At 58.3% G+C, this 14798-nt stretch carries 12 protein-coding genes; 5 read left to right on the top strand and 7 right to left on the bottom strand.

The genetic code is table 11. From position 1 onward, the window contains the following. Nucleotides 1-66 precede the first annotated feature (66 nt). Together FPT15_RS18175 and FPT15_RS18170 are read left to right on the top strand one after the other, a co-directional pair. Complete coding sequence (locus FPT15_RS18175) at nt 67-4809, top strand: RHS repeat-associated core domain-containing protein (RefSeq protein WP_145163393.1); 4743 nt, start codon at nt 67-69, stop codon at nt 4807-4809. Between the two features lies 1 nt (nt 4810). Next, nucleotides 4811-5224 (top strand): hypothetical protein, encoded by a 414-nt coding sequence (locus FPT15_RS18170; protein ID WP_145163391.1) that lies wholly within the window; start codon nt 4811-4813, stop codon nt 5222-5224. Nucleotides 5225-5649: 425 nt separating this feature from the next. On the opposite strand, the gene hemB is transcribed toward FPT15_RS18170, so the two are convergent. The 3 genes from hemB to FPT15_RS18150 all read right to left on the bottom strand — a co-directional run bounded on the left by hemB (nt 5650) and on the right by FPT15_RS18150 (nt 8299). Then, complete coding sequence (hemB, locus tag FPT15_RS18160) at nt 5650-6624, bottom strand: porphobilinogen synthase (protein WP_145163389.1); 975 nt, start codon at nt 6622-6624, stop codon at nt 5650-5652. Between the two features lie 116 nt (nt 6625-6740). Beyond that, complete coding sequence (locus tag FPT15_RS18155) at nt 6741-7583, bottom strand: PhzF family phenazine biosynthesis protein (protein ID WP_145163387.1); 843 nt, start codon at nt 7581-7583, stop codon at nt 6741-6743. Between the two features lie 17 nt (nt 7584-7600). Next, the gene (locus tag FPT15_RS18150; RefSeq protein ID WP_145163385.1) at nt 7601-8299 is read right to left on the bottom strand and encodes a glutathione S-transferase N-terminal domain-containing protein; all 699 of its coding nucleotides are present in this window, start codon (nt 8297-8299) and stop codon (nt 7601-7603) included. Nucleotides 8300-8550: 251 nt separating this feature from the next. Here FPT15_RS18150 and FPT15_RS18145 point away from each other — a divergent pair, with 251 nt between their 5' ends. Beyond that, on the top strand, nt 8551-9252 hold the full coding sequence (locus FPT15_RS18145) for a histidine phosphatase family protein (RefSeq protein ID WP_145163383.1): 702 nt from the start codon (nt 8551-8553) through the stop codon (nt 9250-9252). Nucleotides 9253-9310: 58 nt separating this feature from the next. After that, nucleotides 9311-10366, top strand: a complete 1056-nt coding sequence (locus FPT15_RS18140) for a permease (RefSeq protein ID WP_145163381.1) — start codon at nt 9311-9313, stop codon at nt 10364-10366. A 129-nt stretch (nt 10367-10495) separates the two neighbouring features. Here the strand turns inward: FPT15_RS18140 and mnmH are convergent, their stop codons facing one another. From mnmH to FPT15_RS18120, 4 genes are all read right to left on the bottom strand, one after another. Continuing rightward, entirely contained in the window at nt 10496-11599 is a 1104-nt protein-coding gene (mnmH, locus tag FPT15_RS18135; RefSeq protein WP_145163379.1) for a tRNA 2-selenouridine(34) synthase MnmH, read from the bottom strand. Next, nucleotides 11599-12633 (bottom strand): selenide, water dikinase SelD, encoded by a 1035-nt coding sequence (selD, locus tag FPT15_RS18130; protein WP_145163377.1) that lies wholly within the window; start codon nt 12631-12633, stop codon nt 11599-11601. The genes mnmH and selD overlap by 1 nt, the downstream gene beginning before the upstream one ends. A gap of 95 nt (nt 12634-12728) precedes the next feature. Continuing rightward, nucleotides 12729-13478, bottom strand: a complete 750-nt coding sequence (locus tag FPT15_RS18125) for a TerC family protein (protein ID WP_106580101.1) — start codon at nt 13476-13478, stop codon at nt 12729-12731. A 27-nt stretch (nt 13479-13505) separates the two neighbouring features. Next, nucleotides 13506-13757: a hypothetical protein gene (locus tag FPT15_RS18120; protein ID WP_145163375.1), complete on the bottom strand. Its 252-nt coding sequence runs from the start codon at nt 13755-13757 to the stop codon at nt 13506-13508. 134 nt (nt 13758-13891) lie between these two features. On the opposite strand from FPT15_RS18120, the gene nhaR reads away from it, so the two are divergent. Continuing rightward, nucleotides 13892-14794: a transcriptional activator NhaR gene (nhaR, locus tag FPT15_RS18115; RefSeq protein ID WP_145163373.1), complete on the top strand. Its 903-nt coding sequence runs from the start codon at nt 13892-13894 to the stop codon at nt 14792-14794. Nucleotides 14795-14798: the final 4 nt, after the last annotated feature.

The following is a 14798-nucleotide window of genomic DNA, read 5'->3' as shown; positions in this document are numbered from 1 at the left end:
TGTTGGAACACGTATTGACGGGGCTGTCGCTTGAACCCGGCTATTGGCCGGCTGGCCCTGAGGCCCATGGACGTCAAAGCGCCGGATGTTGAAGGCGTCTTACGTGATTTCCGGGGCTGCCTGAACACCTTTGACGACTGGGCTTTAAGCTTCTGGAGCTTTTCGGCGCTGGATGTCGAGCAGGTGTTCAAGGTTGGCGATGAAGTGACGCTTGTCGCGCCCATAGCCCCCTCCATTTTTCCCAGCAGCACCGTCGCCACCTGCCAGGCCAACGGCACGTTGACCCTGGTGCACATGTTCCAAAGCACGCAGTTTGTGCCCATCGGCGATACGCCGGTGATACTGCAACGCGTCGACCCCAACGGTGGCCCACTGGGTGAGCCGATCCACAAGACCATCGGCCCCAGCGGCATTCTTGAAATCACCGAGTGTGATCGCAACCAGCAGTACCGAATCAGTTTTTATCCCAACGTTTCCAAGGATCACGTCAAGGCGCTGTATGCGTCTTATCAGTCGGTGATCGCGGAACTGGAAGCGCGCCTGCGCGACGAATGGAACAGCACGCTTGAGGCACGTTGGAAAGACTTTACGGACGCTATCGCGCAAGACCAGCGCAGGATGGTGGAAACGGCGTTTCTAAGTGGCATGGGCAAAGCGCTTTACAGCCTGTGGGACAACATAACTCAACTGGTTGATTTACTGGCGGACATCAAGCCCAGCAGCGAGAAGTTGCTGCAATACATCTCCCAAACTGAACTTGATGAACTGCTGAAGCTCGGCAACGACGCAATCGCCGACGGCCTGCTGGTGCTCAGCGATGAGCCATTGTTGTTCATTTACGTGTCGGCAATGGTCAGCTGGATGCGCATGCTGCCGCCGAAAGAAATGCATGAATTGATGGGGGAAATCACTGGCGAGGTGTTGATCAACCTGCTGCTGATTTGGGCGACAGCAGGCGTGGGTGTGGCGGTGCGCCTGGGTACGAAGGTGCTGGGGCATATCAAGTCTGAGCGGACGTCGGAGTTGTTGGAGTTGCTGGCTAAAAAGCTGGTGATGCCCCGGTTGGAGCCGCATGCCAAGGTGGTTAAGCCGTTGCTGGGACGGAGTGCCGCAACCCCAATCAAGACGGTGCCGGTTGCACCGTTGAAGGCTGGGGATCAGTTGGTTTCCAACCCAGTGCCGGCGGTTCGTACCAAGAAACAGCAGACCGCGTTGGTGCGCCAGGAACACGTCGATGATGTGCCTGTTGCTGCGAAGAATCCCCAGGGAGACGCGGCGGCGCCTGCCGACAAAACCGCCACCAATGGCTGCCCGGTGTCCATGGTCACCGGGGAGGAATTGCTGACCCTCACTGATGGCGCGCTGGACGGGATTTTGCCGTTTGAGTGGACGCGATTGTATCGCACCAGTGCGGTGGAAGTGGATTGCGGGTTGGGGTTTGGCTGGAGTCATGCGCTGGCGCAGCGGTTGGTGGTTGCGGGTGATTCGGTGGTTTGGACGGATCATGAGAATCGCAGTACGGAATTTCCGTTGCCTACTGCTGCTCGACCAGCAATCACTAACAGCTTGGCCGAAGCGGCGATTTACCTGGGGTCGCAGCCTGATGAGTTGGTGCTGGCTCAGGCATCACGCTTTTATCACTTTCGCGATGGTCAGCTGACAACAATCAGCGATGCGTATGACAACCGACTGCGGATTTCTCGTGATCGTTTGGGGCGGATTGAGCGGCTGGATAACGGCGCGGGTCGGTCGCTGTTTTTGCGCTACGAACTGGGGCGCATTGTGGCCGTGGACTATCAGGTTCATCGCGCCAAAGGCCGTGAGCCATATGTGTGGGTGACGGAGCAGAACGTCGTTTCCTACGCCTATGACGACGCTGGGCGACTGGTTTCCGCGACCAATGCTGTAGGTGAAAGTGAGGTTTATCGGTACGACGATCAGCACGTCATTCTTGAGCGGCAGCTGGCCGGTGGCGCGAGTTTCTTTTGGGCGTGGGAACGGTCTGGCAAGGCCGCGCGCTGTGTTCGGCATTGGGCCAGTTTTTCGCAGATGGACACGCGCTATGTCTGGGATGACAACGGCAGGGTTACGGTTCACAACGCTGACGGCAGTCAGGAAGTGTATGTCCACGATCAGCGGGCGCGGCTGGTGCAGCGGATTGATCCGGACGGTGCGGAGCATTTCAAATCCTATGACGACAAGGGTCGGCTGACGGTTGAGCAAGACCCGCTGGGGGCGGTGACGGCGTATCAGTACGACGAAGCCGGGCGTTTGGTGGCGATGTTTCCTGGGGAGAATGAGCCGACTTCCTACGAGCATGACAACGGGTTCGTACGGGTTGTACGGCGGGGCGAGGCGGTTTGGAGGTATGAGCGTAACGAACAAGGCGATGTTACGCGTCAGACAGATCCTGACGGCCACATTACGGACTACACCTACGACAAATACGGGCAGCTGATTGGGGTTTGGTACCCGGATAACGGCTGTCATCGGCTGGTCTGGAATGAGCGTGGGCAGCTCGTTGAGGAACAGCTGCCGAATGGTGGGGTTAAGCGGTATCGCTATGACGACGTCGGCCGACAAGTTGCGCGCGAGGATGAACATGGCGCGCTGACGCAGTATCAATGGGACGCCGCAGGGCGCTTGTTGAAACTCACCAAACCCGATGGAGCGACGCGAGAATTCAGCTACAACCCCTACGGAAAAATCACCTCCGAACGTGACGAATTGGGGCATGTCACCCGCTACGAATATGCCGACGGTTTGCACCTGGTCAGCCGCCGCCTTAATGCCGATGGCACGCAGGTTAAATACCGCTACGACAACGCCCGGCTGCTGCTGACCGAGATCGAAAACGAAGTCGGCGAGACCTACCGACTTGATTACCACCCCAACGGCCTGATCCAGCAGGAAATTGGTTTTGACGGTCAACGCACGGCCTATGCCTACGATCTCAACGGCAACCTGCTGGAGAAAACCGAGCACGGCGACGATGGCAGTCAGTTAGTCACCCGCTATGAGCGAGACCCTTCTGGCCGCCTCGTACGAAAAACCCTCCCAGACGGTGGAGTGGTCGATTACACCTACGACCGCCAAGGCAACCTCCTCAGCGTCGACGACGGCCACTGGGCGCTAGCCTACGAATACGACAGCCAAAACCGCCTCACCGCCGACCACCAAGGCTGGGGCACCTTACGCTACGGCTACGACGCCTGCGGCCAGCTGAAAAACCTGCGCCTGCCGGACAACAACCGCGTCACCTTCAACCACGACAAAAGCGGCCACCTCGCCACCGTCGAACTGAACGGCAAAACCTTAACGTCCCACCTGTTCAAAACCGGCCGCGAACGCCAGCGCCAACAAGGCCAACTGCTCAGCCACTACCACTACGACAAGCAACACCGCCTCCACGCCCACGCGGTAACTCAAGAAAACCATGACCTCTACCGCCGCCACTACGACTACGACAAATCCGGCAACCTGACCCGCCTGCTAGATACGCGCAAAGGCGATCACCACTACCACTACGACCCCCTCGCCCGTCTGACTCGGGCCGATCACTCGCAAGACGTGCAAGAGCGATTCGGCCATGACCCGGCCAGCAACCTGCTGATGCAGGACCGCCCCGGCCCGGACATCGTGGCGGGGAATCGGTTGGTGATGCAGGGCGATCATCATTACGACTATGACGCGTTCGGCAATCTGATCCGCCAAAGGCGCGGTAAGGGCCACCAGCTCGTTACCGAGTACCGCTACGACTGCCAGCATCGGTTGATTGGTATCACTCAACCCAACGGCCAAACCGCGAGCTACTGCTACGACCCGTTTGGTCGGCGCATCAGCAAAACCGTCGACGACATAACGACGGAGTTTTTCTGGCAAGGCGACAAGCTGGTTGCGGAGCATCACGCGGATCGTCATCGCAGTTACCTCTACGAGCCGGACAGCTTTCGGCCGTTAGCATTGCTGGAAGGCTTCGGCCCAAAAGATATCCAGCCTTACCACTACCAACTTGACCACCTCGGCACCCCGCAGGAACTCACCGCCCCCGACGGCGAAATCGTCTGGTCCGCGCATTACCGCGCCTATGGCCAGATCAGCCGCCTAGACATCAACAAAATCGACAACCCGCTGCGCTTCCAAGGCCAATACTTCGACCCGGAAAGCGGACTGCACTACAACCGCCATCGCTACTACAATCCAGATATCGGTCGTTACCTGACGCCCGACCCGGTGAAGCTGGCAGGTGGGATCAACGCGTACCGGTACGTGCCCAATCCTACAGGGTGGGTTGACCCGCTGGGATTGAACACATGCCCTGGTGAAGGTGGGTGCAAGCTTAAAGTAACATCTGCTGATGAGCCTTCGACAAAAGCGAACGTTTACAAAAACGAACCTGAACCACCACAATCAAGTGATGACGAGGACTACTTATTTCGGGGAGATAGGAAACATCCGGATGAAGTTTTTAAAACGGGGTTCAAGAGCAAGGGAGAAAGCAACGACCTTTACCTTCACGCTCTAAACAGCAACGATCCGCCTAGTAATTTTATAAGCACCTCTCCATCAAGACTCACCGCTATAGATTTTTCAACCGGGTTCGGCACGAGGGACGGTTATTTATACGTTATAAAAAGCATACCGGGCCATGATGTAAATTTAGAACTCGGCAAAATGACACCATTCTCTAATGAGAAAGAATTTGCAGTCCATCACAAAATAGACCCAGAAGACATTTTGGGCATGACACCTGTAAAAAGTGACGGAAGCTATGTAGGGTACTCAATCCCCAACCTGAACAAGAAATAGTATGAATACGCAAAAAATAAAAGTAGCTATCGGCAATCAAAGATTGGAAGTTACCGTTAAATATAGCGTTGAGAATCTTTCAATGACATTTTCCGAGGCTGAAAATTTCAAAAAAATCTACACGGGAAAGGATATTTTTGTTTGCTTAGCAAAGGTCAGAGCAGACTTCCCTCATATTACATTTCTTTGTAAGGGAGCAAAAATAAACGTCATGCCGTCGAGAATGGCCTCTCAAATGAGCAATGGGCTTGTTGCATATGAAATGACATTAGGCAAACAAGCATCACGGGCTGATATCGTTCATATATTTGATTATGAAGAAAATAACCTAACAAACAATCCACAAGAACAAGTGGATTTCTTCAAAAGCTGGATAAAATCATTAGATGCAAGCGATTATGAGAACTTCAACTAAGAAAATAGATCATTAAAAACGGAACACGTGAAACGCAATCATCGAATACGAGGGGTGCAAACCCATCCTTTACCTACTGATGAGCGATGAAACACGAAGCGCCTACACAGCACTGGACCTCTACGACTGCTTCGGTTTAATGAGGGCAGACTTTAAACATATTAAGTTTTTATGCAAGGGCGCAAAAATCAATGTCCACCCATCAGGGATGTCTTCGCATATGTCTAACGGACTTGTCGCCTACGAGATGACTATGGGAGTTCCGGACGGTGAGCTTGTGCCTATTTTCTCTTATGAAGAGAGCGGTCTCACCAACGACATACGGGAGCAACACGACTTTTGCTAAAACTAGGCTGACTCGGTATAAGTGCAGTTAGAAGCGCCTGCAGCGAGCAAATCTCTCGCCACAGGGTCAATCGCCGGAATTAAATCCCCGCCAACGCCAAATCCATCGCAAAGTAAGTAAAAATCAAATCCGCCCCCGCACGCTTAATCGACCCCAACGTCTCGCGCACCACCCGCGCCTCATCAATCGCCCCTGCCTGGGCACCAAACTTGATCATCGCGTACTCACCACTCACCTGATACGCCGCCACCGGCAAACGCGAGGCTTCGCGGATGTCGCGGATGATGTCGAGGTAGGCACCGGCTGGCTTGACCATCAGCGCGTCTGCGCCTTCCTGCTCATCGAGCAGCGATTCGCGCACGGCTTCGCGGCGGTTCATGGGGTTCATCTGGTAGCTTTTGCGGTCGCCTTTGAGCGCGCTGCCGCCGGCTTCGCGGAACGGGCCGTAGAGGGCCGAGGCGAATTTGGTGGAGTAGGCCATGATCGGAATATGCGTGAAGCCAGCGTCGTCCAGGGCGCGGCGAATTGCCTGGACCTGGCCGTCCATCGCAGCAGACGGTGCGATTACGTCAGCACCGGCGCGGGCGGCGGCCACGGCTTGTTTGCCGAGGTTGACCAGGGTCGTGTCGTTGTCGACGTGGGCGCCGTGCATCACGCCGCAATGGCCGTGGTCGGTGTATTCGCAGAAGCAGGTGTCGGACATCACGATCATTTCCGGCACGGCGTCCTTGATGATCGAGGACATGCGCGAGACCAGGCCGCGCTCTTTCCAGGTGTCGCTGCCGTTGGCGTCCAGGTGGTGGGACACGCCGAAGGTCATGACTGACTTAATCCCGGCGCGGGCATAGCGCTCGATCTCAGCGGCCAGTTTCTTTTCAGGAATACGCTGCACACCCGGCATGCTGGTGATCGGCACAAAGTCGTCGATTTCTTCTTCGACGAAAATCGGCAGTACCAAATCGTTGAGGGTGAATTCGGATTCCTGGAACAAACCACGCAGCTCCGCAGAGCGGCGCAGGCGGCGTGGACGGGCTTGGGGGAACTGGCTGGTCATGGCTGTCCTGAATAGAGGCAGAAATAGTTGGGGCGAAAGCTTATGCCCCCTGGCCCCGGCAGCACAAACGCCAAGGGGCCAATAGTGTATTGCGCAGCCCGTAACAATTCATTGATCTAGAGCTGTACTCGCCCGTCGATGCACACCGCAACCGCACCGCCGACCCAGATTTCATCGCCGTGGCGCTCGACGCGTATACGCCCGGCGCGCCCCATGGCCGTGCCTTGGCTGACCACGTAACAGTCGGGCGCCAGCCCCTCGCTCAACAGCCATTGGGCAATGCCGGCATTCAGGCTGCCAGTGGCGGGGTCTTCCTGAGCGCCGTCGCCGGCGATAAAGCCGCGGACTTCGAAGTGCGTGTCCACGGCGTCGCGCGCCGGGTCACAAGCTGCAATGACGCCAATCGCCAGACCATGCAGTTGCGAGTAGTCCGGCTGCAAAGCAAGCACTTGGTCACGATCAGCCAACATCACCGCCAGCCAGCCCGCGCCATTGTCGACCCATTGACTGCTCACGATGGCTTCGGGCGCCAGGCCCAACCCCAGGCGCACGCGCTCAAGCAGAGGTGCATCCACCGGGCCGGTGCGCAACAACGGTGGCGCAATGAACGCCAACTCGCCGCCTTCACGACGGACACGCACCAGGCCGATTTCGCACTCCTGGATGATCTCGTCGCCCTTCGGTACGCCGCCCGCCTGCAGCCAGGCATGGCAACTGCCCAGCGTCGGGTGCCCGGCGAACGGCAGCTCTGTGAGCGTGGTGAAAATTCTTACCCGATAGTCAGCCCGAGGATCACGCGGCGTCAGCAAAAACGTGGTCTCGCTCAGGTTGGTCCAGTTAGCAAAATCGGCCATCTGCTGGTCAGTGAGGCTGTCAGCGCCCAGCACCACCGCCAGTGGGTTGCCTTTGAGCGAAACGCCGCTGAATACATCCAGTTGCTTGAAATCAAAGGTCGGCATACTTCGACGCTCTAGGGTCACGCAGGTACGTTCAAACCACGAATTACCGCCGGACGTGCGACAAAGCCGTCCAGCGCGCGCAGCACATTAGGAAAGTCGGCGATGCCGACCAGATCGCCGGACTCATAGAAGCCGATCAGGTTGCGAATCCACGGAAAGGTGGCGATGTCGGCGATGCTGTACTCGTCACCCATGATCCAGGTGCGGCCCAGCAGGCGTTTTTCAAGCACTTCCAGTAATCGCCGGGACTCGGCGACGTAGCGATCACGCGGACGTTTATCGTCGTAGGCCTTGCCGGCAAATTTGTTGAAGAACCCGACCTGGCCGAACATCGGGCCGATACCGGCCATCTGGAACATCAGCCATTGAAGGGTTTCATAGCGGGTGGCCGGGTCTTCGGAAAGCAGCTGGCTGGTTTTTTCCGCCAGATAAATCAGGATCGCACCGGATTCGAACAACGCCAGCGGCTGACCGCTCGGGCCATTGGGGTCGATGATCGCGGGAATCTTGTTATTGGGGTTCAGGGACAGAAATTCCGGGGACAACTGGTCCTGGGTCTCGAAATTGACCTTGTGCGCCTCGTAGGGCAGGCCCAGCTCTTCAAGCATGATCGACACTTTGACGCCGTTGGGCGTGGGCAGCGAATACAGCTGCAAACGCTCCGGATGCTGGGCGGGCCATTTGCTGTTGATCGGGAAAGCGGCGAGTGCATTCATCGGGAAATCCCCAGGCGGAAAGCACCCATGATAGCCACCCCAACGCCGTCCTGCATGGGTCATCATTGCGCAACATAACCACGCTATCGTGCGCGCAGGCGAACCAAAATGCCGATACGCACTCTTAAGTGCGCCATTACGGTGAAAGGAGACACCCTGTTACAACGACACGGAAAAACCGCAGGACGCCGGATGCGTCGCTGGGTCCCGGCTTGTCCGCCTTAATCCGATGCACTGAAGACTCGAACCTAATGACAATCAAGCCTCTGTGCCTTGCGCAACGCCTTAAACGTTATTCGTACATCATGCTGCCGCTGCTGTTGGCAGGCGGCGCCATCGGCCTGAGCCTGGAGTCGCGCATCAGCAGCGCCGGCCCGGTGGATGGCGTGCAAACCCTGGTATTCCTGCGCCACGGCGAAAAACCCGTCGGCGGCCTGGGCCAGCTCAATTGCCAGGGCCTGAACCGCGCGATGAACCTGGCCACCGTGCTGCCGGAGAAATTCGGCAAAGCCAACTTCGTGTTTGCGCCCAACCCGACGCGTAATGTCGAGGAAGGCGAGCACGATAATTCCTACAGCTACATTCGGCCGCTGATGACCATCAGCCCCAGCGCGATCAAGCTGGGCCTGCCAGTGAACATCAAGTTCTCGGCCAACGACACCAGTGCCCTCGCCGACGAATTGGTGGAAGACAAGTATCACAACGCGATCATCTACACCGCCTGGTCGCACGGCTACCTGCCGGAGCTGATCAACAAAGTGGCCAGTGAGGCTTCGGGCGAAAAACACACCATCACCGAAGACTGGTCGGGCAGTGACTTCGACACGCTGTATGTACTGACGTTGACCTGGCACAACGGCAAGGCGTCGCTGCTGAGCCGCAACTACAAGCAAGGCCTGGATAACGGCCAGCAGACATGCCCGGATGCAACTCAGGTCAGCGCAGATATCTGAAGCCGGCGCGGCACAAGCGTATGATGCGTCGCTATTGAATCATCTGCGGATCAGCACCATGCCCAACCTCGTCTCCACCCAGCCCAACCGGGGCTGGTCGTTCTGGTGGAAACCAGCGCTGTTCCTGCTGGTGGCCTGCATTGGCCTCTACTACGTGAAGTGGTCGCCCTACTACCTCAAGGCATTCGTCGCGGCGGATAACCACAGCATCGGCGCCTCGATTCTCAATGACCAGCAAACCGCGCCCCTGACGGCCGCGCTGGCCTACGCCCAGGTGTATTTCCTGGCGATCTGGAAAGCTGCCGTGCTGGCGGTAATTCTGGGTTCGCTGCTGCAAGTGTTGATTCCCCGTGACTGGCTGCTGCGCCTGTTTGGCCGCGCCGGGCTGGGTTCGACCCTGCGCGGTGGCCTGTTCGCCCTGCCGGGGATGATGTGCAGTTGCTGCGCGGCGCCTGTGGCGGCGGGCATGCGCCGTCAAAACGTGTCGGTGGGTGCGGCGTTGGCGTTCTGGATCGCTAACCCGGTGTTGAACCCGGCGACGCTGGTGTTCATGGGCTTTGTATTGGGTTGGGGCTTTACCGCATTGCGGCTGGTGGCGGGGATTGTGCTGGTGGTCGGGGTCTCGTTGGTGGCACAGCGGATTGCCCGGCCCGATCAAGTGCCCGAAGCCGCATTGAACGCGGTCGCCGACGCCAGCCTGAGCGAATCGCAACCGTTCCTGAGCCGTTGGTTGCGTACCCTGTGGCAGCTGTTCTGGAGCACGATCCCGATCTACATCATTGCCGTGCTGGTACTGGGCGCCGCGCGGGTCTGGCTGTTTCCCCATGTCGATGGGGCCATGGCCAACAGCCTGATGTGGCTGGTGCCACTGGCAATCGTCGGCACGCTGTTCGTGATTCCTACGGCCGCCGAAATCCCTATCGTACAAACCATGATGACCCTGGGCATGGGGACCGGCCCGGCCGTGGCCTTGCTGATGACACTGCCGAGCGTGAGCCTGCCGTCCCTGTTGATGCTGCGCAAGGATTTCGATGCGCGAGTGCTGGTGACGGTGGCCGTGCTGACTATGGTGGTGGGCGTGATGTGCGGGTTGATCGGGGCGGTCATCCTGTAGAGTTCGGGTGAGGTTCAGGGCGCTTTCGCGAGCAAGCCCGCTCCCACATCTCGACCACGTTCCTACAGGATAAACGCGGTCAAATGTGGGAGCGGGCTTGCTCGCGAAGAGGCCCTTAGCCACCGCTGATTATTCTGACTTGCCACTGCGCTCGCGCAAGTACTCCACCACGGCGCTCTGCTCGCCCGCAAACTCGATCCGCGCGCCTTTGCGTTCTCGCTGGAAGGCATACATCGGGTCGTAATACTCGCACAGCAAACCTTCGATCCACACCCGGTGCAGGTCCACGGCACCACTGCGGGCCTGTTCCTCCAGGGCATCCTGCAAGATCGCCTGCAGCCGCTGGAAGCGCTCGCCACCCAGGCGTTTGTGGATATTGGCCAGGCTCTGGGTCAGGCGCTCGGCGAACAGTGCCTGACCGTCTTCGCCAAATACTTGAATGAATTCGGCGCAGAGGTCGACCACATAATCACGCAGGATTCTTTCCACGCGGCCTTCAACACTGTCTTCCAACCACACCATCGAAAACGTCTGCATGCCCTGGTGCAAGGGTAACGGCAGCGCACAACTGCCGATCATGCGGCTTTCGTCCTCGACCACGAATTGCTCGATACCCCCCGCGCGCTTTTTCAGCAGGTCCACAGCCAAGCGGTTTTCGAAGTCGATGTTGGACGGCTGCGCGGTAGCGCGCTTGCCAAAGCTGGAGCCGCGATGGTTGGCGTGGCCTTCCAGGTCCAATGCGTTACGCAATTGGCCGAGCACTTCGGTCTTGCCGGTGCCGGTCATGCCGCCAAGCAGCACAAAGTCACACTGCGCAGTCGCCTGCTCCAGCGTTTCCAGCAGGAAAGTACGCATGGCCTTGTAGCCACCGCCGACTCGCGGGTACTCGATACCGGCTTCGGTCTTCAACCATTGCTGCACGATCTGCGAACGCAGCCCACCGCGGAAGCAGTACAAGTAGCCCTCAGGGTTGGCCTTGGCAAACTGCGCCCACTGTTCAATACGCTCGGCCTTGATCGCCCCGGACACCAGTTCATGCCCCAGCACGATAGCGGCTTGCTGGCCTTGCTGTTTGTAACAGGTACCGACCCGCTGGCGCTCGTCGTCGGTCATCAGCGGCAGGTTGACCACACCGGGGAATGCGCCTTTGGTGAACTCGATCGGCGCGCGGGTATCCATCATTGGCCGGTCGTTGAGGAAGATGTCGCGGTAGTCGATGATGTCAGTTGCCATCAAAACACCTCTACCGCGTGGGTCTGTCGCTCAACCAGTTCGCCGATGGGCTCAAGGCTCAGGCCCAGTTCGGCGGCCACGGTGTGGAATTCGGCGTCGCCTTCAGGGCTAACGGCAATCAGCAAGCCGCCGCTGGTTTGCGGATCGCACAGTACGCGCTTGTGCAGTTCCTGCAGGCGCCCGAGCTTGCTCGAATAACTGTCGAAGTTGCGCAAGGTGCCACCGGGCATGCAGCCCTGATCGAGGTAGTCCTCGATCCCGGCCAGGCGTGGGACCTTTTGGTATTCGATGCGCGCCGTGAGCCCACTGCCATCAGCCATTTCCACCAGGTGACCCAACAGACCGAAACCGGTGACATCGGTCATCGCGGTTACGCCGGCCAACTTGCCGAAACGGCTGCCAGGTTTGTTGAGCGTGCACATCCAGTCACGGGCCAGGCCGATATCCGCTTCGCGCAGCTTGCCCTTCTTTTCGGCGGTGGTCAGGATACCGATGCCCAGAGGCTTGGTCAGGTACAGCTTGCAGCCGGCAGTGGCGGTGTCGTTACGCTTCATGTGGCGTTTTTGCACGATGCCGGTGACGGCCAAGCCAAAGATCGGCTCCGGCGCATCGATGGAGTGCCCGCCGGCCAACGGAATACCGGCGGCGTCGCACACCGAACGGCCGCCACGGATGACTTCGCGGGCAATTTCCGGCGCCAGTACATTCACCGGCCAACCCAGAATGGCGATGGCCATCAACGGGTCGCCGCCCATGGCGTAGATGTCGCTGATCGCGTTGGTGGCGGCGATACGGCCGAAGTCGAAGGGATCATCGACAATCGGCATGAAAAAATCAGTGGTGGAGACCACGCCGCGCTCGTCGTCGATGGCGTACACCGCCGCGTCGTCGCGCGAGGCGTTGCCGACCCACAGGTTGGGGTCGAGGTTCTGCGCGCCGCTGCCGGCAAGGATCACTTCCAGCACCTGCGGTGAAATCTTGCAGCCGCAACCCGCGCCGTGGCTGTACTGGGTAAGGCGAATCGGCTCGTTCATGGTGGACCTCAAGGTAACAAGTGCGCGGATTCTATCAGACAGCAAAAAGCCGGCTGGGCGCTCGTGCGCTCAGCCGGCTTTGTGTGTTTCTGGCGTTACTGCCTCGCGGCGAGCAAACGCTGGTGGCGATTGCGTCGTGCGATGTTCAAGCACTCAATCGCTGCCGAGAACGCCATGGCCGCATACACGTAGCCTTTTGGTACATGGGCGCCGAAGCCTTCGGCGATCAGCGTCATGCCGATCATGATCAAAAAGCCCAGGGCCAGCATGACCACAGTCGGGTTGTCGTTGATGAACTTGGCCAGCGGTTCGGCCGCCACCAGCATCACGATCACCGAAACCACCACCGCAATGATCATGATCGGCAAGTGCTCGGTCATGCCCACGGCGGTGATGATGCTGTCGATGGAGAACACCAGGTCGAGCAGCAGGATCTGGCCGATGGCCGCGGCAAAGCCAATGGTCACGGCATTGCTGACGGTTTCTTTCGCCTCCGGCTCCGGGTCCATGCTGTGATGGATTTCGGTGGTCGCCTTCCACACCAGGAACAGGCCACCGGCGATCAGGATCATGTCCTTCCATGAAAACGCCTGGCCGAAGATTTCGAACACCGGCGCCGTCAACTGCACGATAAACGCGATGGTACTCAACAGGCCCAAGCGCAATACCAGCGCCATGCTGATACCGATACGGCGTGCCTTGGCCCGATGCTTCTCGGGTAATTTGTTGGTGAGAATCGAGATAAAGATCAGGTTATCGATGCCCAGCACGATTTCCATCACGATCAAGGTGGCCAGCGCGATCCAGGCGGTGGGGCTGGCGGCCAGTTGTAAGAGGTAATCCATAGGTCAGTCCTGACGTTGTGCGGGAAATTAAGCTTCTTTGCTGCCCGATTCAGATTCTTTTTCGTTCTGTTCCTGGTTTTTTTCCGGGCTGATCAAGCCTTGCGTCGCTTCACTCAATGCCTGTTCGGCAGCCTTGTGGGTTTCATCGATGGCTTGCTTGGCAGATTCGGTGGCCTTGCCCAGCACTTGCTGGGCGCTCTTTTCAACCTGATCACAACCGCTGACCACTACCAATGAAAGCGCAAGCAACGATGCGGCGCCCAGGGAATTGAGTTTCATCATGTATTCCTCGTTAGAACCAGCGGGTCCAAATGGTGGCCCCTCGATAGCGAGGCATTCTATGCAGGCGGACAGTTCAGGAAAATTCGTATTTTTTTGACATATACTTCGTTTTTTACGAAGTGTAGACCGTGATGCTTAATTACCGACAACTGCATTACTTCTGGGTGGTGGCCAAGACCGGCAGCATCGTGCGCGCCTGTGAGCAATTGAACCTCACGCCGCAGACCATCAGCGGTCAGATCAGTTTGCTTGAGCAAACCTTCGGTATCGCGCTGTTTCAGCGCGTCGGGCGTCAGTTGGAACTGACTGAGGCCGGGCGCCGCGCCCTGCCCTACGCCGAGCAAATGTTCCAGACCGGTAATGAGCTGGAGGCGCTGTTGCGCGCAGAGCCCAACGAACAGCAGATCCTGTTCCGGGTCGGAGTCGCGGACGTGGTGCCTAAATCCATCGTGTACCGGCTGATCGCGCCGACCATGGAGCTGAGCGAGCCAATCCGCATCACCTGCCGCGAAGACAAACTCGACCGCCTGCTGGCCGACCTGGCGATCCAGCGCCTGGACCTGGTGATTTCCGACAGCCCCATGCCCACACACCTGGACATCAAGGGCTACAGCCAGAAGCTGGGCGAATGCGGTATCAGTTTTTTCGCCACCCAGGCATTGGCTGACAGGTATGGCGGCGACTTCCCACAAAGCTTGCAGGGCGCGCCGCTGTTGATTCCGGGAGCCGAGACGGTGGTGCGCAGCCGTTTGCAGCGCTGGTTTGCCGAGCAGCAGATCCAACCGAAGATCATCGGCGAGTTCGACGACAGCGCCTTGATGCAGGCATTCGGGCAATCCGGCAGCGGCATTTTTATTGCCCCCAGCGTGATTGCCGATGAGGTGGTGCGCCAGTATGGCGTGGCGCTGATCGGTCAGACCGATGCGGTCACCGAGTCGTTTTACGCGATCTCGGTGGAACGTAAAATCAAGCACCCTGGCATTGTGGCGATTACCGAAGGGGCGCGACGCGAGCTGTTTACCGCCCTGCCCTGAGGGT

Origin of the sequence: Pseudomonas sp. RGB (genome assembly GCF_007713445.1) — a bacterium.
Lineage (GTDB): Bacteria > Pseudomonadota > Gammaproteobacteria > Pseudomonadales > Pseudomonadaceae > Aquipseudomonas.
Note: the sequence above shows the minus strand (reverse complement) of the source record. Positions and strands in the feature narration are given on the sequence as shown.

Excerpts from the sequence above, each read along its gene's own strand:
- FPT15_RS18175 (WP_145163393.1), top strand. The coding sequence starts at position 67 with ATGGACGTCAAAGCGCCGGATGTTGAAGGCGTCTTACGTGATTTCCGG.
- hemB (WP_145163389.1), bottom strand. The coding sequence starts at position 6,624 with ATGACCAGCCAGTTCCCCCAAGCCCGTCCACGCCGCCTGCGCCGCTCT.
- FPT15_RS18155 (WP_145163387.1), bottom strand. The coding sequence starts at position 7,583 with ATGCCGACCTTTGATTTCAAGCAACTGGATGTATTCAGCGGCGTTTCG.
- nhaR (WP_145163373.1), top strand. The coding sequence starts at position 13,892 with ATGCTTAATTACCGACAACTGCATTACTTCTGGGTGGTGGCCAAGACC.
- FPT15_RS18170 (WP_145163391.1), top strand. The coding sequence starts at position 4,811 with ATGAATACGCAAAAAATAAAAGTAGCTATCGGCAATCAAAGATTGGAA.
- FPT15_RS18125 (WP_106580101.1), bottom strand. The coding sequence starts at position 13,478 with ATGGATTACCTCTTACAACTGGCCGCCAGCCCCACCGCCTGGATCGCG.
- mnmH (WP_145163379.1), bottom strand. The coding sequence starts at position 11,599 with ATGGCAACTGACATCATCGACTACCGCGACATCTTCCTCAACGACCGG.
- FPT15_RS18140 (WP_145163381.1), top strand. The coding sequence starts at position 9,311 with ATGCCCAACCTCGTCTCCACCCAGCCCAACCGGGGCTGGTCGTTCTGG.
- FPT15_RS18150 (WP_145163385.1), bottom strand. The coding sequence starts at position 8,299 with ATGAATGCACTCGCCGCTTTCCCGATCAACAGCAAATGGCCCGCCCAG.
- FPT15_RS18120 (WP_145163375.1), bottom strand. The coding sequence starts at position 13,757 with ATGAAACTCAATTCCCTGGGCGCCGCATCGTTGCTTGCGCTTTCATTG.
- FPT15_RS18145 (WP_145163383.1), top strand. The coding sequence starts at position 8,551 with ATGACAATCAAGCCTCTGTGCCTTGCGCAACGCCTTAAACGTTATTCG.
- selD (WP_145163377.1), bottom strand. The coding sequence starts at position 12,633 with ATGAACGAGCCGATTCGCCTTACCCAGTACAGCCACGGCGCGGGTTGC.